This window comes from Leptolyngbya sp. FACHB-261 (genome assembly GCF_014696065.1).
In the GTDB taxonomy this organism is placed as follows: domain Bacteria; phylum Cyanobacteriota; class Cyanobacteriia; order FACHB-261; family FACHB-261; genus FACHB-261.
Genome location: NZ_JACJPL010000002.1, coordinates 94,723 through 118,684, shown reverse-complemented (window position 1 = coordinate 118,684; position 23,962 = coordinate 94,723). Strand labels below are relative to the sequence as shown.

Here is a 23,962-nt window from a genome sequence, read left to right as displayed (position 1 = left end):
AGGGTCTGCCTCAAGTGACGCGGAAACGAGGATTAGCGCGTAGTTCAGCCGGTTCGAACTGACGGGCCCACTGGATAAACGACTCGCCCAGGCTCATGATGTCCTGCTGGTTGGTGAGCAGCGCAATGTAGCGCCCGCTCTGCTTCACGACTAGGGCCGAGTAGCCCTCCCCCTGAATGACAGCATGGCGAAAACCATCGACCTGCAAGGAAGAAGAGAGCAACGACCGTAGCCCCAGGGCTTGAAAGGTGGTCTGAACCCAAGTCGTTGTAGTGCTCGTAGCACCGTTCGTCGATGTGAAATACTCCTTGGGCAAACCGCTCAGGTCAAACACAGCTGCTCCGATCATGCAGGATTGGTAATGTTGGAGCAGCGCTGGATCAAGCGGAGCTTTGACGGTGAGGGTACTATTGCTCTCGGTGTCGATTTCCTGGTTCCTATCGAAATTCATCACTATTAACAGTTCTGTTGAGCCTACATCGACAAAGCCTTGGTAACTGCCTTACCTCAGTCTTTCTTGTCCTTCAGCACGCTTCCGGTGTTTACTCTAACGTCTGCACCATAGAAGGTTGACAGCGCCATAGCTTCAGTAGATTTACGGGTTAACACCTCAAGACTTGCATCGACCTGCAATTTTGCTGAGGATCTCGCGAAGTTGCAGTCTGATAGTTCCGGCTGAGGAATAATTCTGGTTGCTAGCTTGCCTCAACTATCTATGGATAGGTGCTAACAAAGTAGCGACACCAGGAAATTGCTCATAGCTAACGGCCCAAAACTAAACAGCCCAGGCTGGATGAGCAGCTTGGGCTGTTTGAATCGTTCTGTTCAAAGGTTTTTGACGCTTCAGGCACTCAGTTCGTTCTGAGCACTAACGAAGTTAGAGAAGTCTAACTTAAAAAGTTGAAGTGTCTTTAGTCATTTTGCGTCTGAATGCTGAACTTGCACCCAAGCCTCCTAAAACAAGCAGACCCAAAATAGGTGTGGCCTCAGGAACAGAAGTCGGGGGTTTAGGCTCATCGGCTTTCAATATGTCAAAGGCAAAATTAGCCACAATCTCATGCCCTGCTGTTGTCGGATGCAGAGTATCCCAGAATAGGAATTCATCTGGATTCGTACAGGTTAGATTCAACAGACAGGGGGCAGTCACATTGGTGAAACCAAACTGGCTAGGGTTAGCAATGGCTTGCTGGAAGAGGCTATTAATATCCAGAGGAATTAGGTCAACCTGAGGTAGGGTCTGACTCAAGCCATTGAGTGTCAGGGCTAGACCCGTATTGTGGGCTTCACTCAGGGCATTGAGACCGGCTGGGTTTTGCGAGTTGGGCAAAGCCCCCAAACTTGGTAAGTTGGGCACCAGAATTGTTCTAGCCCCCGCCCCCGCCAAGGTAGTAATGGCCTGCGCAAGGTTGCTAACGGGTTCAGCAGGGTTAGTGATGCCCCCACCCAAATAGTCATTTGCGCCAGCCCACACAATATAAAGCGCGTTGGGATCTGCGGCTGGACGGGTTGTTGTGAAAGAACCAATTTGTTGTTGTAAGCCCGGCAAGTTTAAAGTGCCAGTCGGATCGATGAGGCCGTCGAGGGCGTTATTAGTTCCTGTCGTTGCACCGCCAAGAGCAAAGTCGTTATTCAGATCGACGCCGAGCCCCAACTGAGGAGCCAAATACTCTACCCAGACTGGACCATTAGAAAAGCGACCGTTGTTGTAGAAAGGGCTAGGCGGGAATAGTCCGCCAGTGGCATTAAAGAGCTGACCTACGTCAGAGAGGCTGTCCCCAAACACATACAAATTGCTGAAAGTATGGGCTGAGGCAGCTGCCGCCATACCTAGAACTGCGCTGAGCGTAACTGTTGCTCCGGCTGTTGCTGTTAAGAATTGCTTTAAAAACACGCTTTGATGCTCCTGTGGGAGGCAATGTACAACCCGTCCATCCTGAATCAGGACCTCAGTGGAAGTACGGTGTCACTAACAGCTTCATCAAAACTTTATAAAGGCAGCAACAGAGTAGGCTAAGGGCAATCGCTCTGCATTCGCTTGAGGTTGCCTAATGACTGCCTTTTCCCCAACGTCGACCCAACCCTCAGATTTGCCGGTGCTGATCGAAGGTCTGCCCAATATTTGCGGCTGGGAGGACCGTGTTGTTGAAGTCATGAGCTCCACGGCTCCGGTGTTTCTGGAGCGCACACCCGTCCGGCTAGAGCAAGTGCAGGCGGCGTTCGCCATTGCGCTTCACATGCATCAGCCCACGATCCCGGCTGGCGCGCAGGGAGAACTGATTAGCAACCTGCAACATATGTTTGAGCACCCGGGCGAGGGGGATAACCATAATGCTGGTCCGTTTGCCTGGTGCTATGGCCGCATGGGGGAGTTCATCCCAAAACTGGTGCATTCAGGTCGACAGCCCCGCGTGATGTTGGATTACTCAGGCAATCTGCTCTGGGGGTTGCAACAAATGACCGATTCTGGGCGGTTAGGACCTGAACTGCTCGATAATTTGCGGCGAATCACCACCGACCCAGCTTACTGGCCTTGTGTTGAGTGGCTGGGCACGATGTGGAGCCATACCGTAGTGCCCTCAACCCCAATTCCCGATCTCAAACTGCACATTCGCGCCTGGCAACATCATTTTGCGTCGCTGTTTGGTTGGGAAGCACTGAGCCGCGTGCGTGGTTTCTCCCCACCTGAAATGCATTTGCCCAACCACCCGGATACACTCTACGAGTTTGTTAAAGCGCTCCGCGATTGTGGTTACCGTTGGCTTTTGGTGCAAGAACATTCAGTGGAAATGTTGCAGGGTGGACCAATTGACCACAAGCATCTGCCTCATCGTTTAATTGCTCGTAACTCCCAGGGCGAGGAAGTTAGCATTACCGCCTTGATTAAAACTCAGGGGTCGGATACGAAACTGGTGGGGCAAATGCAGCCCTATTACGAAGCGAAAACTTTAGCGCGGCAGGAGCTAGCTGGAGTTGAAATTCCGCCTTTAGTCAGCCAGATCGGGGATGGCGAAAATGGCGGGGTGATGATGAATGAGTTTCCCAGTGCTTTTTTCCAGGCTTGGGAACAGATTGGTCCAGAAGGGGTGATTGGTCTCAACGGTGGCGAATATCTGGAGTTGATTGAAGCTGCCGGTTGCGACCCCAATCAATTTCCGCCCTGTCAAGCAGTGGGACAACACCGGATTTGGGCACAGCTCGGTGATCAACCTCCGACACCGGAGCGGCTTGAGCAAGCGATTGAGCAATTGCGTCAATCGGATTCTAATTTTCATCTAGATGGGGCCTCCTGGACGAATGACCGCAGTTGGGTGAAGGGTTACGAAAATGTGCTCACGCCAATGAACCAACTCAGTGCTTTATTTCACAGGAAAGTCCAGGCTGACACCCAAGAACCTCGCTACCGCAACGCCTTGCTGTATCTGCTGCTTAGTCAAACCAGTTGCTTTCGCTATTGGGGGCAGGGTATCTGGACCGAATATGCTCGTGAGCTTTACCGGCGCGGCCTTGCGATTTTGGAACACGATTTTTAGAAGTGTAATCTATGTAACCTGAATGCACTTTTAGATTCTTGTCTCAATCTCTAATTGGTGCATTTCGGGTGAGGGGATAACTGTGTAGGAATAGCCGTCTGACTAATGAGCAGGCGGCTATTTCTATTCGCTATGATTTCTCGCGTGAGTCTCTCCGCCAAACTGGGCATTCTCGAACAGGAGACGAGTTCTCGCACCGCCCCTTCTGTGGAGCAGGTTGGCTGAAGTCTCAACTTTGTACACGCTTCACTGCACGGTTCATCTCCCCATGACTATCGAGGAAATTGTTGAGCAAGCGTTTTGCAACCACTGCCTGACTCCCAGCATGGAGTTTGAGATCAATCATCTCTGTGAGAGTGACACTATACCCAGTATTGGGGATTACCTTGCGCTGGACCGCTTACAAGCGGCATTGCGGACTGGCGAAGTCCGAACCTTGCCCCGTAAGCAGTACATCAATGTCATGGAGGAGCTGGTGCTGATGGAGACGATGGCACAGGCCGATGCTTTTGAAGCGGACTGGCAACTGAATATAGACATCGGCGAGGTTGTTGCTTATGCGCTCAATCGCCTACAGCCGCTATATGCAACGACCCACGAAGGGGCGAAGTACCAACGCCAGCGAGGACGGGCAGAGTTGCAAGGGGTGATTGCTACTTGTGTTCGAGCGGCTATTACTCACCATTTAGGTTGCCCTGCTTTCTTTCCTGAGCGCCGTGTATTGAAGGAAATGACGCCTGAGGATGTTGCTGACCAAGTGAGCGCTGTGTTGGAAGTGAATGCGGAGCGGTTTGCTCTAACTGCCACGCTCTCAGAGTCACTGGACGATATTTGTGAGAGCTAGAGACCACAAGTCGAACACAACTGGATATATGGCAAGGATGCAATGATCATTGGGCTACCCAATCCGTTGCATCCACAGTTCTGATCGATTTGCTTGCAATGGGAGAGCTCCGAGTTGGTTTTTTGTCTGCTCGGCAATTATTGCTCTCTGCTTAATCCCATGCAGTCGCAATTTGCCGCTCCGCTGATGATCCAATCATGCTCACCACTCAGGACACACTCACCACTCCAGATCTGTTTCTCAGATGGGAACTGCCTATGCCGCAACTGTGCCCTGGAGTGTATGAATGATGCTGATGAGGGGAGAGATTGAGAAAAGTCAGAAAATCCTTTTCTAAAAATCTCTGAGCCCTGTTCTTACAGTGGATTAGTTTTAAATGAATTAGAATTACGGCTGTAAATTACTGGATAGACAATCCTGTGGATTACATCAACAACATCCCTTTCTCTGCTGTCCTTGGTCTTACTATTTCAGGTGGATGGCTGATTTACAGGCTTGGCGGCTTCGAGTACCTCAATTCTAAAATCAACGACGAGAAAGGGGTTTTTATAGCCTCAGTATTCTTTTTAGCATCTCCTTTCTTATTTACGTATCTCTCTTCCTATCAGGTCAGTCAACAAGTGGAGATATTTAGGCTGATTCTGCCAGTAGCAACTTTTGCGCTGGGGCAAACAATGACAAAGCAGGAAAAACAGAGGGAGGTGAAGAGAAAAGAGAAAGGTTTAATAACTATGCTTGTAGCCACGATTGAAGCTCAAGCGGTAGTTCGTCTGAACAATATTGAGACTACACTAATGTCTATCAATAACGGCCGGTCGGACGTTGAGGATTTAAAGAAACACTCTGAGAGAACTAAAAATGATGTTGATGATAGCTATCAGAAACTTCGTAACCAGTCAGAACTCTTTGGCATAGATTTTGCCCTGGGAGGTATTTTTTATCTTAGTAGGGTAAGAGATTTCTTGGAGCGATTTGATCCTACACAGCAAAATCAACAGGAAAGGCTAAATGCACTGATTGAGCTTCGCTCACTACAAGTTGAGGGATATTTCAACATAATAAATCTGGCTAAATATAACTTGGTTGACAAAGAGATGTTTGACAGGTATATAGCCAAATTAAAAAAACAAGTGAAGCGGTTTTTGGAATTGAAAGAACATAAGGAAACAAGATTGAATTCTTGGCGACAGCAGCCATTTAGCGAATATCAAAGACAAAAAGAAGAGGATTTAGCTCTTAGACTGGATATTGATACTGAGTCTCAAGCCATTGCATATATCCAAGAGATATTCGCCCACTTCCGAGTTGCTTAATTCTGTAGGTAAGTGCTTCTTAGGAGAAATGAGAACTGGCTAGTTCTCATCATCTCTATCTGCAAATAAGGCTAAAACTGCCGGATCAATCGGTGTTGATTCAACGACTGACATGATGTAAGCCTTCAAATCTGCTGCCATAGATTTTTTTCGCAGAGCACAAGCGGCTTTGTAGTGAATCCGCACACCAGGAGGTAGGGCCACTTTGAATGTGACTCGCTCCACTTCAGGCTGCTTTGCGTCCTCGTTAGACAATCTACCAGTACCCCGATACCGCAATTACCCTAGCACCGGATACTGTTTGCGTCAGATTGTCTACCTGGGTGCTTGTCTACCTGTCTACCTCGTGTTACAACTGCTCCAAACAACAAGCCCGGTCCCTCACTGGCAAGCGAAGACCGGGCCTACCCCCTTACAGGAGTATCAACATCATGAGCGATAGGCTTGACCTCGACAATCCATTTCGGGCTGAGGCTTACATCTCTGCCGGTTCAGGAGAGCACAAGCGTATTCGGCATCTGCTGATTGGTCTGCACGAGGCGATTATTCAGACCATCAATGACCTCTATGCCCTTGGCTATGCGCGACCCGACGAGTGGAGTGAAATCATCCCCGCGCCCAACTACCCACCTGGCGTGATGATGAGCATCCTTAGCCGCTACACGGAAATTCGAGTTTGAGGCAGGTTTGAGAGCTTGTAGGGTGGACATTCGCCTGATGTAGGCAATCCTGTCCACCCCAGTCCATTACGCGGCCATGCCTGTGTCGTAGTGCAGCACCTTTAACTGGTGAGCTTGCAACGGTAGCAGCGTGTAGGTCCGGTTCTTGTAGTCGCTGAACTCAACCAGAAACACTCCGTCACTGAGCAGCTCCACCACGGTGCCCACTTGCCCTTGGCGCACGGCTTGATCACTCAAGTCTGCGGTCAAAGTGATCATATCTAATAGGCTGATCATCGTTTTACCCCCCAGTAATCAATCCCAATCTCATCGTCTCTCTACTGGTAGAGTGGACACCTCGCCCTGCCGGGCTAACCTTCGGGGCGCAAGAAGGCTACAACGCTACCCGTCTCAACCTGACACGCTACGATTAGGTGAGAAATCGTAAATTCTTGTTACCCAGACCGTCTTGGTGGGACAGCTCCTATGACCGATGTGCCCGTGTCCCGAATCCGTAATTTCTGCATCATTGCCCACATCGACCACGGCAAATCGACCCTGGCCGACCGGCTCTTGCAGGCTACCGGCACTGTGGCTGACCGTGAGATGAAAGAGCAGTTCCTGGACAACATGGACCTGGAACGCGAGCGCGGCATCACAATCAAGCTCCAGGCCGCTCGCATGGACTACACCGGGCAAGACGGTGAGAAGTACGTCCTGAACTTAATCGACACCCCTGGCCACGTGGACTTCTCCTACGAAGTCTCGCGCTCACTGCTGGCCTGCGAGGGCGCATTGCTCGTCGTAGATGCCTCGCAGGGCGTGGAAGCGCAGACGCTCGCCAACGTCTATTTGGCCCTGGATAACAACCTGGAGATTATTCCAGTTCTCAACAAAATTGACTTGCCAGGTGCCGACCCAGAGCGGATTGCGGCTGAAATCGAAGAAGTGATCGGCCTGGACTGCTCAGGGGCCATCCATGCTTCTGCTAAAGAAGGCATTGGCATTCCTGAGATTTTGGAATCGGTTGTTCACCTGGTGCCGCCGCCCCAAGACAACACCGAGAAGCCACTGCGAGCGCTGATCTTCGACAGCTACTACGACGCTTACCGAGGCGTGATCGTCTACTTCCGGGTGCTCGATGGCTCGCTCAAGAGAGGCGACAAAGTACGCTTCATGGCCTCGCGCAAGGAATACGTAATTGATGAGCTGGGCGTTCTAGCTCCTCGTCAAGTTCAGGTCGAAGAATTGCATGCTGGAGAAGTAGGCTATCTGGCAGCTGCAATCAAGGCCGTTGCTGACGCCCGGGTAGGCGATACCGTGACTCTGGCAACAGCTCCCGCCTCTGAACCCCTACCGGGCTATCAGGAAGCCAAGCCCATGGTGTTCTGCGGCCTGTTCCCCACTGATGCGGATCAGTTCGAAGACCTGCGCGAAGCTCTAGAAAAGCTCAAGCTCAATGATGCTGCACTCAACTACGAGCCGGAAACCTCCAGCGCGATGGGCTTTGGCTTCCGTTGCGGCTTTTTAGGGTTGCTGCACATGGAAATCGTGCAAGAGCGCCTGGAGCGCGAGTACAACCTGGACCTGATCACAACCGCGCCATCGGTGATCTACCGCGTCACCACTTTGAAAGGCGATGTGGTGCTGGTTGACAATCCCAGTCTGCTGCCCGGTCCTCAGGAGCGCGAGAAAATCGAAGAGCCTTATGTCAAGGTCGATCTGATCACGCCTGAGAACTACGTCGGCCCCCTGATGGAGCTGTGTGAGTCGCGCCGGGGTAGTTTCCAGGACATGAAATACCTGACACCTGGGCGGACCACTTTGGTTTACGAGCTGCCCTTGGCGGAAGTGGTGACGGACTTCTTTGACCAGATGAAGTCCCGGTCACGCGGTTACGCCAGCATGGAGTACCAACTGATTGGCTACCGCGAGAATAAGCTCGTCAAGCTGGATGTGCTGCTCAACGATGAGCCAGTCGATTCGCTAGCAACGATTGTGCATCAGGACAAGGCCTATTACGTCGGTCGGTCGCTGGTGAGCAAGCTCAAGGAACTGATTCCTCGGCACCAGTTCCAGATTCCGGTGCAGGCTGCGATTGGTTCTAAAGTCGTTGCCCGTGAGACCATTCCGGCTCTGCGCAAGAACGTGCTCAGCAAGTGCTACGGCGGTGATATCAGTCGTAAGAAGAAACTGCTGGAGAAGCAAAAGGAAGGTAAAAAACGCATGAAGTCTGTGGGGACTGTCGAAGTGCCCCAAGAGGCATTCATGGCGATTCTGAAGCTGGGCGATGATTAGCCCAGTTAAAGCCTAGATAATTGAACAGAGCGATGTAGAGGGGTAGGAAACTGCCCCTCCTTCAGTGATTGCCCTCTTTAAGCTATTAGAAGTATGAGTGCTCAAGCTTAGAGCCTCAATCTTTATCAGTTTTAAGAGGCTCATGCTCGCTTGGGACTAACGATTACATTAGGTACTGGATAGGACTGGCAATCGTAATATGAAAAGCTTACAAGATAGCCAATTACAGATTCCGATCATCGACATCAGTGCGTTAGTAGGCAGCACAGATGGGCGTGATGAAATTGCAGTCCAGATTGGGCAGGCCTGCCGTGAGTTTGGCTTCTTTTACATCGTTGGTCATGGTGTCGATGAACATCTACAACAACAACTAGAGGCAGTCAGTAGCCAGTTTTTTGCTCAAGATCTGGGGACCAAGCTTGAAATCAACATGGCGCGGGGGGGTAGGGCTTGGCGCGGATATTTTCCAGTTGGGAATGAACTGACCTCTGGCAAACCTGATCTCAAGGAAGGGATTTACTTTGGTACCCAACTTGAGGATGATCACCCACTCGTGAAGTCAGGGACACCAATGCATGGTCCTAACTTGTTTCCTGCCGAGTTGCCGCAATTTCGACCAATTGTGTTGGCTTACATGGCCGCAATGACGCAGTTGGGCTACACACTGCTGGCGGGCATTGCCCTCAGCCTTGGCCTGGAAGAATCCTATTTTGCCAAGCATTGCACCTCAGATCCTTTGACCTTGTTTCGCATCTTTAACTATCCTCCCAATGCATCTAGGCCTGAGCTTGGCTCGGATTGGGGAGTTGGTGAGCACACGGACTACGGCTTGCTAACCATTCTCAAACAGGATGAGTCAGGTGGGTTGCAAGTGAAGATCAAGTCTCAGTGGATCGCTGCACCTCCAATTCCTAACTCGTTTGTGTGCAACATCGGCGATATGTTGGACCGCATGACTGGAGGGCAGTATCTATCCACTCCCCACCGAGTGCAGAATACGGCAGGCCGAGATCGTCTATCTTTTCCTTTCTTCTTCGACCCAAATTTTAATGCAGAAGTACAACCGATCAAGATTGTTAAAGAGATTAATGACAATAAGTCTGAACGCTGGGACCGAGCCAGTGTTCACGAGTTTCGCGGCACCTATGGCGACTATCTGCTAAATAAAGTGTCCAAAGTATTTCCGCAATTGCGTCAGAAAGTGTTGTAAAGGCTCGTTCGGTGCACTAATCTTCAAGTTGAGGAAAACAGTGCAAGGCTGCTTAAGCTTAGCGTCGACCTGAATGGCTGCAGTCTGGAGATGATGCAAAAGTTCCTGCTAGTGAGTATGACGCTCAGACGAAAGTTTGCAGTTTTGAACTGAGGCTGGTTGCAGAGTGCTTCTGTACTAGTTTTACTGAGAAAATAGGGCTTTGCTGGAACTCATTTAAAGGGAAGCCGTTAGTGCAAATCGAATTCACTGCGAAGGTGCCTTGGGTACTTGAAGATATAGAAGAAAGTTTATAAGTACCTTAGGGTCAATACAGATAGCCAAGCAGTCAGTGACTCTAGTTGGATCACACTCAATCTTCATATCCTGACAATGCAGCTAAAGACAGCTAGAACGGAGATGAAATCCTCATCTCTATCCCAAAATGCTCACAGCTAAACACCTTCGGCAGACCAGTAGTTATTTGCTCCTTGGTCTGATTGCAATTGAGGTGCTCATTGTTTTCGTGTACTTGGGTAGTATCGCTGTCACAGGTCAGGTTTATTCCCCCGTTGACTTTAATGGTCAAGGCACACTGCCATCTCTGCTTCAGGCCCTACATTTTCTGATGATTGGACTGCTCATTTTGTGGGTACTGCCACAACCTCGAACGCGATTTCCTCATCCGTCACGGTCTTTTTTGACCACATTTGCTGTTCTGGTGTTTTATGCTGCATTTGATGAACTATTTAAAATTCATCTGCATCTGGATCAGTGGTTAGCAGGACAGAACTGGAAATGGTTGTATCTAAGCTTATTTACAGCTCTAATGGTATGGCGATATCGAGATTTTGTTACCCTTTGGCATCATTATCGTCGTGAAACCTGTTTTGTACTGATTGGAATTGGGATCTTTGTATTAGGAGGCTACGGCTCTGAAATTCTCAAAGATATTCTGCTGAAAGGCTCTTATTCCCGAGCGATTAATCAAGAATACATAGTCGGGATATCCATAGAAAATTTTCGGGCTGCCTTTGAAGAATCCTCTGAATTAGTGGGGGAGAACTTGATCTTGTACGCCTGCTTACAATTTGTGGGAAAACACTTGGGCTAAGGAGACGCCATTATGTATTGCTGCTAGCTCAACTACTTCCGAGCAAGATGGTAGAGTTAAGCACCCTATCTAATTTTTAGAGGGTTGAGCGGATTATCGCGCATTACTATTGCCCTGTTGTAGGCTGAGTTAATGCTGATCTTGGCGGTGCTAACGATGAAACTCCCCGATGGGCCGAAAACACCTCAGTGGTTGCAGAAGGTTCAATACACATTGGACCCTTTGGGCTACATGGGTAGTGCTGGACAGCGCTATGGCGACGTCTTCAATGCCCCTGTAATTGGCAATACTGACGTACTACTGCTCGTAAGCAACCCTCAGGCCATTCAGCAGATTTTCTCCAACGATGCCAAGCAATTTATCGCTCCCTCCAATCAGCTTCTACAGCCGTTGGTCGGGGATCATTCTATGTTCCTGTTAGAAGGTGAGCGCCATCGACGTGAGCGTAAGTTGATGTCAGGGTGAGCGTATGCGGACCTATGGACAACTGATTATTGAGTTGGCAGAAGAAGAGTTTGCTCAGTTGTCATCGGGCCAAGCTTTTACGGCTCGTAGCGTGATGCAAGATATCTCAATGGCAGTGATTTTGAAGGTGGTTTTCGGTGTTTCAGATAGGGAGCGATTTTATCAGCTCAAACAGCGGATCGCAGCCCTAACAGATGCATTTCAGTCACCATTTCTAGCAGGATTACTCTTTTTCCCATCTTTGCAAAAAGACTTAGGCCCTAAAAGCCCTTGGGGATATGTTCGTCATTTGCAACGACAAATTGACGAGTGCCTCTATGCAGAAATTCGTGAGCGTCGAGAACGCATTGACGCTTCGCATTTAGATATTCTCAGCTTACTTCTCTGTGCTCGTGATGAAACCGGAGAAGGGATGACTGATGTCGAATTACGCGATGAGTTAATGACCTTGCTGCTAGCCGGCCATGAGACTACTGCCACAGCGATTGCCTGGGCCTTGTACTGGGTTTATAAGTCTACAGATATCCGGGAAAAGCTGCTTCGGGAACTAGAAACTCTGGGAAACGAGCCAGACCCCTTGAGCATTACCCGGCTACCTTATCTAACGGCAGTCTGTAATGAGACGCTGAGGATTTACCCAGTAGCTATGCTGACTGTGCCACGAGCAGTGAAAGAACCGGTGGAACTACTGGGTTATTCTCTAGAGCCTGGTACGAGGCTTTACGGCTGTATTTATCTCACTCATCACCGTGAGGACCTTTATCCAAATCCCAGGCAATTTAAGCCAGAACGATTTTTAGAACGTCAATTTTCTCCCTATGAGTTCCTACCCTTTGGTGGCGGGGTGCGTCGTTGTATTGGTGAGGCGTTAGCTTCATTTGAGATGAAATTAGTGTTGGCCACAGTTTTGCGACGCTACGAACTAGCTCTTGCAGACCATAGCCCAGAGCATCCAAAGCGTCGGGGGGTAACACTGGCCCCAGCACGAGGCGTGAGGATGGTCATGGGGGCGCGACGAGGTGTAGAAATGTCTTGCTAAGGCAAGTCGAGATGGCTGCCGAGGTCTACTTGATTAAATGGCTAGATGGCTAGAGATGTTTATAGGATGATAGCTGCCACGAACCCGGCTTTGACAGCTATCTCTTTAGCCACATTTGCAAAGTGTACCTGTGGGCAGGTGTTCAATCCATATCCCTAACTTACACCTGATAAAGGGGTGTGACCTTTGTAACGCAGCGTTTTAGCGATTGGCTGTTCAGCACGTTAGTCGTTACGTTAATCGTTGCATTGGTGCCCAGGCTGGTCTTAGCTCATATAAAAAGGTGAGGGAAATGAACACGGAAGAACTCACGAAGCGTTATACGGCGGGCGAAAGAGAGTTTGGTGCAATTGACCTACGGGAAGCCAACTTGGAGGGCGTTGACCTCAGTGGCACGGTTCTGAGCGGTGCCTCCCTGGACGGAGCGAATCTGAAGCGCGCTAACCTCAGCCGTGCCGATCTCAGTGGCGCTGATTTGAACGGTGCCAATCTGACTCAAGCTGACCTAAGTGGAACTGACCTGCGGGATGCGATTCTAGATGGGGCAATCCTGGAAGGGGCAATTCTAGACGGCGCCAATCTAAGCCAGGCCGATCTTCAAGTGGCCAACCTGGTGCAAGCAGACCTCAGCCAAGCCGAGTTGCATCAGGCCGACCTGAGCGGAGCCAATTTAGAAGCGGCTGACCTCAGTGGTGCAGATCTGGCAGCCGCGAACCTGCAAGAGGCAAACCTCACCGATGCCTCGTTAGAGGAGGCGACTCTGAGTGGAGCCAACCTAGAGAACACTAAATTAGAAGGAACGATTTTGGAGGGCGGAGATAGCAATCTAGCTACTTAGAAGGGCTAACCAAAGGGGCTAGTTAAGTGGTGATGAGGTGGTCGCTGTTTTGCCACCTCACTATCTTCGTTGATTTAACTCTCTGAGAATACAGATCTATACACTGCATCTCTTTAGAATTACATTTCGTGCCATTTTCTTGAAAAGCATGTTTGAGGCTGAGATTCAGTAGAGACAGATGATAGATTAAGCTTCTAGCCAGTTGCTGTGAGCTATCGCTACAAATAGCTCACAGACCTCACTTTTAGGAGGCTTAAAATGGTTGTCTCTGCACCGCTTAAATTAGAAAGCGACAAAATTTTTCATGCTCGCTATGACAATTTCATTGGTGGAAAATGGGTGCCGCCTGCGAGTCGGCGCTATGTCGATAATCTAACACCAATTACAGGTAAACCCCTGTGTCAGGTTCCTAATTCAGATGTGACTGATTTGGAGCTGGCCTTGGATGCTGCTCACGCCGCCAAAGAAAATTGGGCGAATACTTCAGTGGCTGAAAGAGCCCGTATTCTGCTGCGAATTGCTGACCGCATAGAAGAAAATCTAGAGCGGCTGGCTACTGTGGAGACCTGGGAGAACGGCAAACCCATTCGCGAGACCACGGCGGCGGACCTTCCATTGGCTGTTGATCAATTTCGCTACTTTGCAAGTGCCATTCGGGCGCAAGAAGGAGGCATCAGCGAAATCGATCAAGATACGGTTGCCTATCACTTCCATGAGCCCCTAGGTGTGGTTGGGCAAATCATTCCTTGGAATTTTCCATTGCTGATGGCAGCCTGGAAATTAGCGCCTGCTTTAGCAGCGGGTAACTGTGTCATTCTCAAACCTGCTAGTCCTACACCAGCCTCGATTTTGGTGCTGATGGAATTGATTGGGGACCTGCTGCCTGCCGGGGTGATCAATGTGATCAATGGCTCTGGTAGCGTGATTGGTAAGGCGCTAGCTACCAGTCCCCGCATTGCCAAGGTTGCTTTCACGGGCGAGACAACCACAGGGCGCTTGATTATGCAGTATGCGTCTCAGAATATTATCCCCGTAACCCTGGAACTAGGCGGCAAATCTCCCAATATTTTCTTTGAAGATGTTGCTGCTGCTGACGACGATTTTCTAGACAAAGCAATCGAAGGTTTAGTGCTATTTGCCTTCAATCAAGGTGAGGTTTGCACTTGTCCCTCGCGAGCCCTGATTCATAAATCGATTTATGAACGTTTCATGGCGCGAGCACTAGAGCGAATCGCCCGAATTCGTCAGGGCAATCCCCTTGACCCAGAAACCATGTTAGGTGCGCAGGTTTCAGTTAATCAGATCGAAAAAATCCAGTCTTATATCGACTTGGGCAAACAGGAAGGAGCAGAGTGTCTGATTGGCGGCGAGCGTGCCGAGCTATCTGGTGACTTGAGCGGGGGCTACTACTACAAGCCCACAGTCTTCAAAGGCCACAACCAAATGCGCATCTTCCAGGAAGAAATCTTTGGTCCAGTACTAGCAGTAACCACTTTCAAGGATGAAGCAGAAGCACTGGCAATTGCTAACGATACGCTCTATGGCCTGGGAGCTGGCATCTGGACTCGCGATAGCAATCGGGCTTACCGCATGGGACGCAAACTTCAAGCGGGACGTGTCTGGACGAATTGCTATCACCTCTACCCGGCTCACGCTACTTTTGGGGGCTACAAACAGTCGGGTATCGGTCGAGAAGGTCACAAAATGATGTTGACGCACTATCAACAGACCAAGAATGTTCTGGTCAGCTACAGCTCTAAAGCGCTTGGCTTCTTTTAGTTAATAGCCCCATCTCGACAGCAATTGATAGTTGAAATTTGCAGGGGCAAGTACCGCCCCTGCAATCTCTATTGAACTCTGAATGGTCCGCAGGAGGTACGAATGGCTCCTATCAAAACTGCCCAAGTTGTTGCTACTGAGACTGCTCTGGCTCTGATCGATCTGCTCAAATCCCAACACGGTCCGCTGATGTTTCACCAGTCGGGCGGCTGTTGTGATGGCAGTGCTCCCATGTGCTATCCCGATGGCGAATTGAAGGTTGGGGAGCGAGATATTTTGCTTGGTCAAATTGGGGGATGTCCCTTCTACATGCATGCAGCGCAATATGAGTATTGGAAACACACACAGCTGATTATTGATGTTGCCCCAGGTCCAGGCGGCAGCGATTTTTCCCTAGATGGACCGAATGGCGAACGCTTTATCACTCGCTCTCGCTTGTTGGAGGGAGTTGATCCTGGTTGAAAATGATGGGGTCCCGACTGGAACTACAGAATTCAAATGCATGGATCTCCCGATGCCCGACAATATGCCCCGGCTACCCAGCGCAATCAAGAGCCGATTCTAGAGGTACTTTTACAGGTTCTACCGCCTACTGGAACTGTGCTAGAAATCTCCAGTGGCACTGGTGAACATGCTGTCTTCTTTGCACCTCGGTTGCAACCTCGGAAGTGGATTCCCTCGGATCCTGATCCAGTAGCCCGAGCCAGTATTGCTGCTTGGCAAGAACGCTCCTCCGCGACTAACCTGCACCCGCCGGTTGCGCTGAATGTTTGTGACCCAGTTTGGGTGGTTGAAGAGAAGCCATCTGGGCCATTGCAAATGTTGGACTTCGAACGGGACCCGATTACGGCAATTGTCAACATTAATATGATTCACATCGCGCCTTGGTCAGCTTGCCTAGGGTTAATGGCAGGAGCAGGGCGGATTCTGCCAATCGGTGGCATTCTCTACTTGTACGGTCCTTTTAAGCAGGGTGGCAGGCATACTGCACCTAGTAATGCCGGGTTTGACGAGAATTTGCGGAGCCGGAACCCAGAGTGGGGCGTACGGGATTTAGAAGATGTTGTGGCTGCTGCCCAAGCTCACAAGCTTGTGCTGGTTAAAACCGTTGCAATGCCAGCCAATAATCTGTCTGTAGTTTTTCAGGTGTCAGGTTAAGCAGATGCCCACAAAGACAATTGCAGATAGTTGTAGTCTAGGTTGATGATTACTTTGACGATTTTATGGGTCTCAGTAATCAGACACAAAAAAGCTGGATGCCAATTATCCGATAAGTGAGGCTGCGAGTATGACGTTGCATAGAGCCCATCAGTCTACCTCCCAGAGTGAGTCCTCTCAGCAAACCTTTCAAGCTCTGCCTCACACCTCAGTTAACCAAGTACAACGGGGATTAGAGGCGGTCCCTAGGACTGAGCCAACCTCTCGATTTGATTTCAACTTTACGACAGTGCCAGTCCATAGCCCCAATGCATCCCGAGTGGTGCCAGCCGCTTTGCCGGTGCTCATGCAGCCTAAGCTAACCATTGGTGCTGCGGGAGATCGGTATGAGCAAGAAGCCGATCGAGTTGCGCATCAAGTTGTCAATCAAATCAATCAGCCTCCGAGCCAAACGCTCCAGCGGGAGGGGCTGGCTGAGGACGAAGAACTCCAGATGAAGCCAGCAGGCAGTATCCAGCGGGAGGAGACGCCTGAGGATGAAGACAAATTGATGATGAAGCCAGTGGTCCAACGCCTATCCGCTGGCGGCTTAATGTCTGCCCCACCGGAGTTGGAAACATCAATTCAGCAGTCACGAGGGAGCGGACAGCCATTGGCCGACAATATTCGCAAGCCAATGGAACGGGTGTTTGGCGCAGATTTTAGTCGGGTAAAAGTTCATACCGATCCGCAATCTGACCAGTTAAATCAATCCATTCAGGCAAAGGCTTTTACGACAGGACAAGATATCTTTTTCCGGCAGGGAGGGTACAACCCTGGGAGCCGAGATGGGCAGGAGCTAATTGCTCATGAGTTAACGCATGTGGTGCAGCAGAAAGGCAATTCATTACCTCTTTTGCAGGAAACGACATATGTTCAACGCATGACTGCAAAAATTGGCAGGGTAACAGCTGAAGTTGGAGATAATGCTGATTTCAAAGCCATGATCCAACAAACGTTGAGAGATAATCCAGGAGAAGTGAGAGGGTTGATCAACAACCAGATAAAGAAAGCGGTTGAGAAGGGTGGGGAGAATCTAGAGGAGATCCGAGCTGGGCTAAAGATTATCCTAGATCTGTCAGGCTCAGTGAACGGGCTAAAGGGCAACGAGATTCGCGCTGCTGCACGAGTTGTCATAGGGCTAATTCATCAAGGGGAAGCGAAAGAGAAAGCAGCACTCAAGGCGCAGCAAGAAAAAGCGGCAAGCGAGGCTGAGATGAAGGTGATGGCTCTTCAATACTGGAACCGATTGCAAGACCCTCTAGTCGACCATGGTCTTGAAGTGTTGTGGTTGGTCAAGAACGCCGGATTCGAGGTCGCTGATGCCCACCGCTGGTTTTTGTCTCAGTGGGAAAGAAATCCAGATGGCTCGCGAAGAGACGGCCGCTATGGACTCAGTTGTGAAATCGTGGACGTGAAGAATGTCCTTCCGCCTGCGCAACCAGCTCTAGTGATTCATTATCACTGCGATAAAGACGGTAATATTCTTTCTCACAGTGTAAAGAAGAAGGCTGTAGAAAGGGTCGCTGGCGGTAATATCTTTGCCGCTGGCGGAGACTTCAATTTTCCAGGTCCACCAAAACAGAGAACAGCGGCAGATGTTGCGACGGACATACCATACCTTTAACGCCTCTCTACTATTCTGCGCTCGACTATGCGTAGGCTGAACCGAATCTGAAATTAAATAATCTCAAGATTCTGCATTTCTAGGACACTACAAGGAACGATCCTTCTATCCCAAAAACAGCTTGTAGGCTGGGTTCTTGTTTTCATCCCAGTAGCGATAGCCGAGAGTATCGAGAAAGGCTTGCCATTCTTCCATTTCGTGAGGAGGCACTTGCATGCCTACAACAATTCGCCCATAGTCTGCACCGTTGTTGCGGTAGTGGAATAGGCTGATATTCCAGTCGGGGCTCATGGAACCGACGAACTTCATCAAGGCACCGGGACGTTCGGGAAACTCGAAGCGGTAGAGTAGTTCATTGTGGGCCAAGGGAGAGCGTCCACCGACCATATGACGTAGGTGCAATTTGGTCAGTTCGTCGTCGGTTAAGTCAATGGTTTCGAAGCCATTAGCCTCAAAATTTGCCACCATTTTGGCAGCATCAGCTCGGTTTTGAATTTGCACGCCGACAAAAATGTGGGCTGCTTTTTCGTCGGCAATACGATAGTTAAACTCAGTGAGATTGCGTCTGCCAATGCATTCGCAAAACTTGCGCAAACTGCCCCGTTCTTCCGGAATCGTGACAGCAAAAATCGCTTCGCGGCGCTCACCGAACTCAGCCCGTTCTGCAACAAAGCGCAGACGATCAAAGTTCATATTGGCCCCACAAGCTACAGCAACTAGGGTCTGGCCCTGAATTTGCTCCCGCTCGACATAGGCTTTGGCCGCAGCAATTGCTAGCGCACCTGCGGGTTCCAGAATCGAGCGCGTATCTTCAAACACGTCTTTAATTGCGGCGCAGGTATCATCTGTATCGACCAGGATGATCTCATCCACATACTGCTGGCATAAACGGAAAGTCTCTTCGCCCACCTGTCGCACGGCTACCCCATCCGCAAACAGACCCACCTGGGCCAAGCGCACCCGCTCTCCCGCCTTCAGGGATTGATACATCGCATCGGCATCAACCGGCTCAACGCCAATGATCTTGATTTCAGGATGCAAGCGTTTAACATAAGCGGCAATGCCAGAAATTAAACCGCCCCCGCCAATTGCCACAAAAATGGCATGGATCGGCTGCTGACATTGGCGTAGAATTTCCATGCCGATTGTGCCCTGGCCAGCGATCACGTCAGGGTCATCGAAGGGGTGGATAAAGGTCAAGCCTTTTTCGGTCTCTAGCTGGCGGGCATAGGTGTAGGCATCGTCATAAGTATCGCCATACAACACCACCTCACCGCCGCGGGCTTTAACTGCATCCACTTTGACCTGGGGCGTGGTTACAGGCATGACGATAATGGCGCGGGTGCCCAGTCGGGCCGCTCCTAGGGCAACGCCTTGCGCATGGTTTCCGGCAGAGGCCGCAATTACTCCTTGCTCCAGCAAGTCTGGCGGCAATTTCGCCATCTTGTTGTAGGCACCCCGTAGCTTGAAGGAAAAGACCGACTGCATGTCCTCGCGCTTGAGCAGAAGCTTATTATTCAGCCGTCTCGACAGATTGGGCGCATATTCCAACGGCGTTTCCTGCGCGACATCGTAGACGCGGGCAGTCAGGATTCGCTCCAAGTAGTCGGAGTGCATAGGGTCAGGCGGGTATAAATGCCGGTTGAAGGGCAATTTTACTCTACTGGTGTCCCCTTGCTGTAAGCAGGATGACTCACAGCGTCTTGCTCGTCGGATATGGGCTTAATTCATGTGCTTAAATCAGCACTTAAGTTCAGGGGCTTAAGTTTGAGCTGCAACTCGCAGTTCTCCGTACACGCGTTTGAGATCTTCGAGTTGATAGTGCGCATTTAAACCACTGGGATTAGGCAGTACCCAAATTGCTGTTTGGTGCAAGAACTCTTCCTGCTGTCCCATCACTGCTTTGGGCCGATTGAAGGCAGTGCGATAAGCGCTGATGCCTAGAACTGCCAGAAACCGGGGCTGGTAGTGCTGCACTTTGGCCGCTAGCTGTTGTTGACCTATGACCAGCTCTGCCGTGTCCAATTCATCGGCTCTGGCAGTTGCACGAGTGGCAATATTGGTCAGGCCATAGCCCGTTTGCAACAGGTCGTGATCTTCAAAAGGCGTTAGCAGCCGTTGGGTAAAACCGGCACCATGCAAAGCTGGCCAAAAACGATTGCCAGGACGGGCAAAGTGATGTCCAATTGCCGCACTGTAGAGGCTGGGGTTAATGCCACAGAATAAAACCTGCAAGTTTGGGGCAATGATGTCTGGGATGGTCGTGCCGAAGGCCGCACGAATTTCTGCTGGGGTGGGTTTACGCTGCACAACCTAAACTTCTGCTCAAAAACATTGATCACTCTGCCAATGTTTCTATTCTAAATCTCCACTTCAGGCTCTTGGAATAGTGCTTAAAAGTGAACCGATTCCCAACTCATTGCGCGTTAACCTACTAGCAGACAGCACAATCAAACTTGATGCTTTCTGGGTGCTTTCCGGGTACTTTCTGAGCGCTTTCTGAGCAGCACGGCCACCATTGGGTTGCGGTGATACGATGAAGGCGATTGCGTTCCAAGGCTATGAGTCGAACCTTTATCCCTGGCATTGCTCCCCCGGAAGCCCAGTCTGGAGCCGCGTGGTGGTTTGCATTTGTCGGCAACAAGTTGCTGGTTCAGGGCGAAGAGACAGCCAGCCAAATCCCCAATCTAGTCAGCCTGACAGAAATTGGTTTGCAACCGGTGCGGACCCAATTTCTCGGCAGCTTAGAGGACCAGCCTTGTTACGCCGCCGAACTGCCCCAAGATGCAAGCCCACCTACCGGAATGGCTCTGCGGGGCCTGCGTGAGCTGTATGGAACTTTGGCAGAAGACTTGTATGCAGTCAGTGGTCGTGCCTTTCAAGTCATGGAATGGGACCGGACCCACCAATATTGTGGGCACTGCGCCACGCCGATGACGCAACTGCCGACGGAGCGGGTCAAACGCTGCCCAAAGTGCGGCTTAGTCAATTATCCGCGCCTCTCACCTGCGATCATTGTGCTGATCTCGCGGGGGGAAGAACTGCTATTGGCTCGGGCCCATCGCTTCCCATCGGGCATGTACAGTGTGCTGGCTGGCTTCGTAGAGCCGGGAGAGTCGCTGGAAGAGACGGTGGTGCGCGAAGTGCGCGAGGAAGTGGGCATCGAGGTCAAAGACATTCGCTACTTTGGCTCCCAACCCTGGCCGTTTCCCAACTCCCTGATGATCGGCTTCACGGCCACCTATGCGGGTGGCGAGATTGTGGTCGAAGCGCAGGAACTAGTAGAGGCGGCTTGGTTCAGCAAATACAACCTGCCGAAGGTTCCGCCGAGGGTCAGCATTGCGCGTAAACTAATCGACTGGTTTGTCTCAACGCCTGATTGAGCTGCCGGATGTTAAGGCTCATTGACATCCTGTATCTACCCGGTAATTGCAGCTAGATGCGTGAACATACTAAACGGGGTGCCTGCAAGGTTGACGTGATTACCTCTTAGTTGTCCATGTGCCATGTCTCTTCAGATCGAAGTCTTAGAGCAAAGCTTTCAGTGGATTAAGCCCCAAGCAGCGGACTTTGTTGCGTGTTTCTATAGGACGCTGTTCGTAGAGTATCCGCAGGTTCAAGCGCTGTTTGCTTGTACGGATATGGAGCAACAGAACCGCAAACTGTGGATTTCTCTAGAGCTGGTGATCGAGAACTTGCGCAAACCAGACGTGCTAGCAGGTGCGTTGCGAGGACTGGGCGCTAGGCATACGCAGTACGGCGTGATTGATGATCATTACGCCATGATTGGCACAGTTTTGCTCAAGACCTTAGCTGTGTTTTTGGCGGAGCGTTGGACAGATACCCTGGCACAGGCTTGGGATGAGGCTTACCAGGTGGTGCTTAACTTAATGCAACAGGGCGATCACGACTTGAAGCAAAGCCAGGTACAACTGATCCAAGTTGAGAAGATGGCGAGCTTAGGCAAAACGGTAGCTGGTATTGCCCATGAAATTAATAATCCGGTGGGCTTTATCTACGGCAATTTAATCCATACCAACCAGGCAGTCCAAGAGTTACTAGAACTTGTGCAGCTCTATCAGGCTCATTATCCAGAACCTGTGGCTGAGATTGAGGCGAAACTGACAGAGATCGATTTCGAGTTTCTGAGCGAGGACTTACCGAAAACACTGCAGTCGATGCAGCGAGGGACAGAACGCATTCGTCGGTTGGTCAACACGCTCAAAAACTTTAGCCGCCTAGACGAAGCGACCACAAAGCTTACGGATCTGCATCAAGGACTCGATCAGACGCTGCTGCTGTTGCAGTATCGGCTGCAAGATGGCGCTGGCGAGCCGCTGATTTGGGTGGTGCGGGAGTATGACAAGCTGCCTCTAGTCGATTGCGATGCGCGGCAGCTGAATCAGGTTTTTATGAACATTCTGAGCAATGCCATTGATGCTCTGGAGATGTTCAATCCGGAGCCGAATCGAGATGAGCCCAGACGCGCTCAAATCACAATCCGAACCAGTTGGCTAAAAGCGCAACCGAACCAGCAAACTAACTGGATTCAAGTATCGATTGCTGACAATGGACCTGGCATCGCAAATGCGGTCAAGCCTCACATTTTCGATCCGTTTTTCACGACTAAACCTGTGGGCCAGGGCACTGGGCTAGGGCTGTCAATTAGCTACCAAATTGTGCGGCAGCATGGCGGTCAGCTGAAGTGTCTCTCATCGCCGGGACAGGGAGCAGAGTTCGTGATCGAGATTCCTGTTCAGCCGGTTGAAGCCTAGCATTAGCTGGGTAGCGCCATTGAGCCGCACTTGACTCTTTTCACCTAACTCTGCCCACGACAAATTTGAGGTAACGGCCTTCTGGAAACTGGGCAGGTACGGGGTGATCAACGGGCTGACCGGCCTCATGGATGATTTGGAAGCGACGTCCGGCTGAGGCACCTGCGGCAGCGATTGCTTCTTTGAAGGCTTCGGTGCTGATCTGACTGGTACAGCTTGCGGTTGCTAGGAGACCACCTGGAGCTACGCAACGCAGGGCCAGTGCGTTGAGTTTGGTGTAGGCTCGTTGGGCCGCGTGGCGATTTTGCTTGCTTTTGGCGAAGCTAGGGGGATCGAGGATTAGCAAATCGAAGCGGCGGCCTTGCTCGACGTAGCTGTTAAGCAGGTTGAAGCAGTCTTGGGTCACGAAGGTGTGGCGCTGGCTGTCGAGCTGATTGAGGGCGATGTTGGTGCTGGCAGCCTCAGCCAAGCCTTTGCCAATATCAACACTGGTGACCTGACGGGCTTTGCCGCGCAGGGCGTAGAGGGAAAACGCGCCTGTGTAGGCAAAGCAGTTGAGCACATCGCGGTCCTGACTCAGTCCCTCAATGAAGCGACGGTTTTCGCGGTGATCTAGAAATAAGCCGGTCTTTTGACCCGCCTGTAAGTTCACTTGAAAGTTCAGGCCATGCTCGATGACGACCAGGTCAGTAGGTGCAGGTTTGCCCCACAAAAGCTCTACTTTACTTTCGGCTTGGTTTTCGGTTTTAGGCTCTGGTTTATGGCCGGTTTTAGGTTCTGGTTTGTTATCGATGCTCTCGCGGTTGCGGTGCTGGGTTCGTAGGTAGATGCCTTGCAGGGATGTGGTTGCTTTGAGGGCATCAATCAACCAATCCTGTAGGGCAGTGGCCCCTTCCATGTAGGTCTGGATGACGGCGAACTGGCCATAGAGATCTACGGTTAGACCGGGCAACCCGTCGCCTTCGCCAAACAGCCAGCGATAGGCGGTGCAACCTTTTTCGCGCAAAGACAAGCGCAAGTCCCAAGCCGAACCCACCTGTTCGCGCAGCCATTGCGGAGTAGGAAGTTGTTGTTCTGAAAAGATGCGAATCGCGATTGGACCATTGGCATCCCAGAGGCCATAGCCCGTCCAGTTCCCGCACTGCGCTCGCACCCAGGTGCCTGAAGGAAAATGCATCTGCGCTGGCACGTGATTGCGATACACCCAGGGATGGCCTTGCACGAGCCGTTCTTTGAGGGTGTTGGGAAGTTGGATGTGGGGGAGCTTGGCCATATTCTCGATCTTACAGGTGGGC

At 50.8% G+C, this 23,962-nt stretch carries 23 protein-coding genes; 16 read left to right on the top strand and 7 right to left on the bottom strand.

Annotation, left to right across the window (positions count from 1 at the left end):
- Nucleotides 1-10: 10 nt before the first annotated feature.
- Together H6F94_RS02700 and H6F94_RS02695 are read right to left on the bottom strand one after the other, a co-directional pair.
- Nucleotides 11-451 carry a hypothetical protein gene (locus H6F94_RS02700; RefSeq protein WP_242040950.1) on the bottom strand — a complete coding sequence of 147 codons (441 nt, stop codon included), beginning with the start codon at nucleotides 449-451 and terminating at the stop codon, nucleotides 11-13.
- A 441-nt stretch (nucleotides 452-892) separates the two neighbouring features.
- On the bottom strand, nucleotides 893-1,891 hold the full coding sequence (locus tag H6F94_RS02695) for an SGNH/GDSL hydrolase family protein (RefSeq protein ID WP_313949203.1): 999 nt from the start codon (nucleotides 1,889-1,891) through the stop codon (nucleotides 893-895).
- 157 nt (nucleotides 1,892-2,048) lie between these two features.
- On the opposite strand from H6F94_RS02695, the gene H6F94_RS02690 reads away from it, so the two are divergent.
- From H6F94_RS02690 to H6F94_RS02680, 3 genes are all read left to right on the top strand, one after another.
- On the top strand, nucleotides 2,049-3,530 hold the full coding sequence (locus tag H6F94_RS02690; protein ID WP_190800707.1) for a polysaccharide deacetylase family protein: 1,482 nt from the start codon (nucleotides 2,049-2,051) through the stop codon (nucleotides 3,528-3,530).
- 268 nt (nucleotides 3,531-3,798) lie between these two features.
- Entirely contained in the window at nucleotides 3,799-4,374 is a 576-nt protein-coding gene (locus H6F94_RS02685) for a late competence development ComFB family protein (RefSeq protein WP_190800706.1), read from the top strand.
- A 419-nt stretch (nucleotides 4,375-4,793) separates the two neighbouring features.
- Nucleotides 4,794-5,687, top strand: coding sequence for a hypothetical protein (locus H6F94_RS02680; RefSeq protein ID WP_190800705.1), 894 nt, complete (start codon nucleotides 4,794-4,796; stop codon nucleotides 5,685-5,687).
- A gap of 39 nt (nucleotides 5,688-5,726) precedes the next feature.
- On the opposite strand, the gene H6F94_RS02675 is transcribed toward H6F94_RS02680, so the two are convergent.
- Nucleotides 5,727-5,912 carry a hypothetical protein gene (locus H6F94_RS02675; RefSeq protein WP_190800704.1) on the bottom strand — a complete coding sequence of 62 codons (186 nt, stop codon included), beginning with the start codon at nucleotides 5,910-5,912 and terminating at the stop codon, nucleotides 5,727-5,729.
- A 206-nt stretch (nucleotides 5,913-6,118) separates the two neighbouring features.
- Between H6F94_RS02675 and H6F94_RS02670 the strand changes: the two genes are divergently transcribed.
- A complete protein-coding gene (locus H6F94_RS02670; protein WP_190800703.1) occupies nucleotides 6,119-6,367 on the top strand; it encodes a hypothetical protein in 249 nt (82 codons plus the stop codon).
- A 66-nt stretch (nucleotides 6,368-6,433) separates the two neighbouring features.
- On the opposite strand, the gene H6F94_RS02665 is transcribed toward H6F94_RS02670, so the two are convergent.
- Nucleotides 6,434-6,643 carry a DUF4926 domain-containing protein gene (locus tag H6F94_RS02665; RefSeq protein ID WP_190800702.1) on the bottom strand — a complete coding sequence of 70 codons (210 nt, stop codon included), beginning with the start codon at nucleotides 6,641-6,643 and terminating at the stop codon, nucleotides 6,434-6,436.
- Between the two features lie 189 nt (nucleotides 6,644-6,832).
- On the opposite strand from H6F94_RS02665, the gene lepA reads away from it, so the two are divergent.
- The 10 genes from lepA to H6F94_RS02620 all read left to right on the top strand — a co-directional run bounded on the left by lepA (nucleotide 6,833) and on the right by H6F94_RS02620 (nucleotide 17,892).
- Nucleotides 6,833-8,644 (top strand): translation elongation factor 4, encoded by a 1,812-nt coding sequence (lepA, locus tag H6F94_RS02660; RefSeq protein ID WP_190800701.1) that lies wholly within the window; start codon nucleotides 6,833-6,835, stop codon nucleotides 8,642-8,644.
- 199 nt (nucleotides 8,645-8,843) lie between these two features.
- Nucleotides 8,844-9,854 carry an isopenicillin N synthase family dioxygenase gene (locus tag H6F94_RS02655; protein ID WP_190800700.1) on the top strand — a complete coding sequence of 337 codons (1,011 nt, stop codon included), beginning with the start codon at nucleotides 8,844-8,846 and terminating at the stop codon, nucleotides 9,852-9,854.
- 424 nt (nucleotides 9,855-10,278) lie between these two features.
- Complete coding sequence (locus H6F94_RS02650) at nucleotides 10,279-10,947, top strand: DUF8692 domain-containing protein (RefSeq protein ID WP_190800699.1); 669 nt, start codon at nucleotides 10,279-10,281, stop codon at nucleotides 10,945-10,947.
- Nucleotides 10,948-11,079: 132 nt separating this feature from the next.
- Nucleotides 11,080-11,412: a cytochrome P450 gene (locus tag H6F94_RS32005; protein WP_242040949.1), complete on the top strand. Its 333-nt coding sequence runs from the start codon at nucleotides 11,080-11,082 to the stop codon at nucleotides 11,410-11,412.
- A 4-nt stretch (nucleotides 11,413-11,416) separates the two neighbouring features.
- Nucleotides 11,417-12,451: a cytochrome P450 gene (locus H6F94_RS02645; protein WP_242040948.1), complete on the top strand. Its 1,035-nt coding sequence runs from the start codon at nucleotides 11,417-11,419 to the stop codon at nucleotides 12,449-12,451.
- Nucleotides 12,452-12,743: 292 nt separating this feature from the next.
- Nucleotides 12,744-13,289, top strand: a complete 546-nt coding sequence (locus H6F94_RS02640; protein WP_190800698.1) for a pentapeptide repeat-containing protein — start codon at nucleotides 12,744-12,746, stop codon at nucleotides 13,287-13,289.
- 258 nt (nucleotides 13,290-13,547) lie between these two features.
- A complete protein-coding gene (exaC, locus tag H6F94_RS02635) occupies nucleotides 13,548-15,068 on the top strand; it encodes an acetaldehyde dehydrogenase ExaC (RefSeq protein ID WP_190800697.1) in 1,521 nt (506 codons plus the stop codon).
- A gap of 102 nt (nucleotides 15,069-15,170) precedes the next feature.
- Nucleotides 15,171-15,530, top strand: coding sequence for a DUF779 domain-containing protein (locus H6F94_RS02630; RefSeq protein WP_190800696.1), 360 nt, complete (start codon nucleotides 15,171-15,173; stop codon nucleotides 15,528-15,530).
- 36 nt (nucleotides 15,531-15,566) lie between these two features.
- Nucleotides 15,567-16,226, top strand: a complete 660-nt coding sequence (locus H6F94_RS02625; RefSeq protein ID WP_190800695.1) for a DUF938 domain-containing protein — start codon at nucleotides 15,567-15,569, stop codon at nucleotides 16,224-16,226.
- 130 nt (nucleotides 16,227-16,356) lie between these two features.
- Entirely contained in the window at nucleotides 16,357-17,892 is a 1,536-nt protein-coding gene (locus tag H6F94_RS02620) for an eCIS core domain-containing protein (protein ID WP_190800694.1), read from the top strand.
- 105 nt (nucleotides 17,893-17,997) lie between these two features.
- On the opposite strand, the gene ilvA is transcribed toward H6F94_RS02620, so the two are convergent.
- Both ilvA and mug read right to left on the bottom strand, forming a co-directional pair.
- Complete coding sequence (gene ilvA, locus H6F94_RS02615; protein ID WP_190800693.1) at nucleotides 17,998-19,509, bottom strand: threonine ammonia-lyase, biosynthetic; 1,512 nt, start codon at nucleotides 19,507-19,509, stop codon at nucleotides 17,998-18,000.
- 144 nt (nucleotides 19,510-19,653) lie between these two features.
- Nucleotides 19,654-20,202, bottom strand: a complete 549-nt coding sequence (gene mug, locus H6F94_RS02610) for a G/U mismatch-specific DNA glycosylase (RefSeq protein ID WP_190800692.1) — start codon at nucleotides 20,200-20,202, stop codon at nucleotides 19,654-19,656.
- 251 nt (nucleotides 20,203-20,453) lie between these two features.
- Here mug and nudC point away from each other — a divergent pair, with 251 nt between their 5' ends.
- Nucleotides 20,454-21,275 carry an NAD(+) diphosphatase gene (nudC, locus tag H6F94_RS02605; protein ID WP_190800691.1) on the top strand — a complete coding sequence of 274 codons (822 nt, stop codon included), beginning with the start codon at nucleotides 20,454-20,456 and terminating at the stop codon, nucleotides 21,273-21,275.
- A 123-nt stretch (nucleotides 21,276-21,398) separates the two neighbouring features.
- Complete coding sequence (locus H6F94_RS02600; RefSeq protein ID WP_190800690.1) at nucleotides 21,399-22,667, top strand: sensor histidine kinase; 1,269 nt, start codon at nucleotides 21,399-21,401, stop codon at nucleotides 22,665-22,667.
- 40 nt (nucleotides 22,668-22,707) lie between these two features.
- Here the strand turns inward: H6F94_RS02600 and H6F94_RS02595 are convergent, their stop codons facing one another.
- On the bottom strand, nucleotides 22,708-23,940 hold the full coding sequence (locus H6F94_RS02595; RefSeq protein WP_190800689.1) for a class I SAM-dependent rRNA methyltransferase: 1,233 nt from the start codon (nucleotides 23,938-23,940) through the stop codon (nucleotides 22,708-22,710).
- Nucleotides 23,941-23,962: the final 22 nt, after the last annotated feature.

Excerpts from the sequence above, each read along its gene's own strand:
- H6F94_RS02700 (WP_242040950.1), bottom strand. The coding sequence starts at position 451 with ATGAATTTCGATAGGAACCAGGAAATCGACACCGAGAGCAATAGTACC.
- H6F94_RS02690 (WP_190800707.1), top strand. The coding sequence starts at position 2,049 with ATGACTGCCTTTTCCCCAACGTCGACCCAACCCTCAGATTTGCCGGTG.
- H6F94_RS02685 (WP_190800706.1), top strand. The coding sequence starts at position 3,799 with ATGACTATCGAGGAAATTGTTGAGCAAGCGTTTTGCAACCACTGCCTG.
- H6F94_RS02670 (WP_190800703.1), top strand. The coding sequence starts at position 6,119 with ATGAGCGATAGGCTTGACCTCGACAATCCATTTCGGGCTGAGGCTTAC.
- H6F94_RS02665 (WP_190800702.1), bottom strand. The coding sequence starts at position 6,643 with ATGATCAGCCTATTAGATATGATCACTTTGACCGCAGACTTGAGTGAT.
- lepA (WP_190800701.1), top strand. The coding sequence starts at position 6,833 with ATGACCGATGTGCCCGTGTCCCGAATCCGTAATTTCTGCATCATTGCC.
- H6F94_RS02655 (WP_190800700.1), top strand. The coding sequence starts at position 8,844 with ATGAAAAGCTTACAAGATAGCCAATTACAGATTCCGATCATCGACATC.
- H6F94_RS02650 (WP_190800699.1), top strand. The coding sequence starts at position 10,279 with ATGCTCACAGCTAAACACCTTCGGCAGACCAGTAGTTATTTGCTCCTT.
- H6F94_RS32005 (WP_242040949.1), top strand. The coding sequence starts at position 11,080 with ATGCTGATCTTGGCGGTGCTAACGATGAAACTCCCCGATGGGCCGAAA.
- H6F94_RS02645 (WP_242040948.1), top strand. The coding sequence starts at position 11,417 with ATGCGGACCTATGGACAACTGATTATTGAGTTGGCAGAAGAAGAGTTT.
- H6F94_RS02640 (WP_190800698.1), top strand. The coding sequence starts at position 12,744 with ATGAACACGGAAGAACTCACGAAGCGTTATACGGCGGGCGAAAGAGAG.
- exaC (WP_190800697.1), top strand. The coding sequence starts at position 13,548 with ATGGTTGTCTCTGCACCGCTTAAATTAGAAAGCGACAAAATTTTTCAT.
- H6F94_RS02630 (WP_190800696.1), top strand. The coding sequence starts at position 15,171 with ATGGCTCCTATCAAAACTGCCCAAGTTGTTGCTACTGAGACTGCTCTG.
- H6F94_RS02625 (WP_190800695.1), top strand. The coding sequence starts at position 15,567 with ATGCATGGATCTCCCGATGCCCGACAATATGCCCCGGCTACCCAGCGC.
- H6F94_RS02620 (WP_190800694.1), top strand. The coding sequence starts at position 16,357 with ATGACGTTGCATAGAGCCCATCAGTCTACCTCCCAGAGTGAGTCCTCT.
- ilvA (WP_190800693.1), bottom strand. The coding sequence starts at position 19,509 with ATGCACTCCGACTACTTGGAGCGAATCCTGACTGCCCGCGTCTACGAT.
- nudC (WP_190800691.1), top strand. The coding sequence starts at position 20,454 with ATGAGTCGAACCTTTATCCCTGGCATTGCTCCCCCGGAAGCCCAGTCT.
- H6F94_RS02600 (WP_190800690.1), top strand. The coding sequence starts at position 21,399 with ATGTCTCTTCAGATCGAAGTCTTAGAGCAAAGCTTTCAGTGGATTAAG.
- H6F94_RS02595 (WP_190800689.1), bottom strand. The coding sequence starts at position 23,940 with ATGGCCAAGCTCCCCCACATCCAACTTCCCAACACCCTCAAAGAACGG.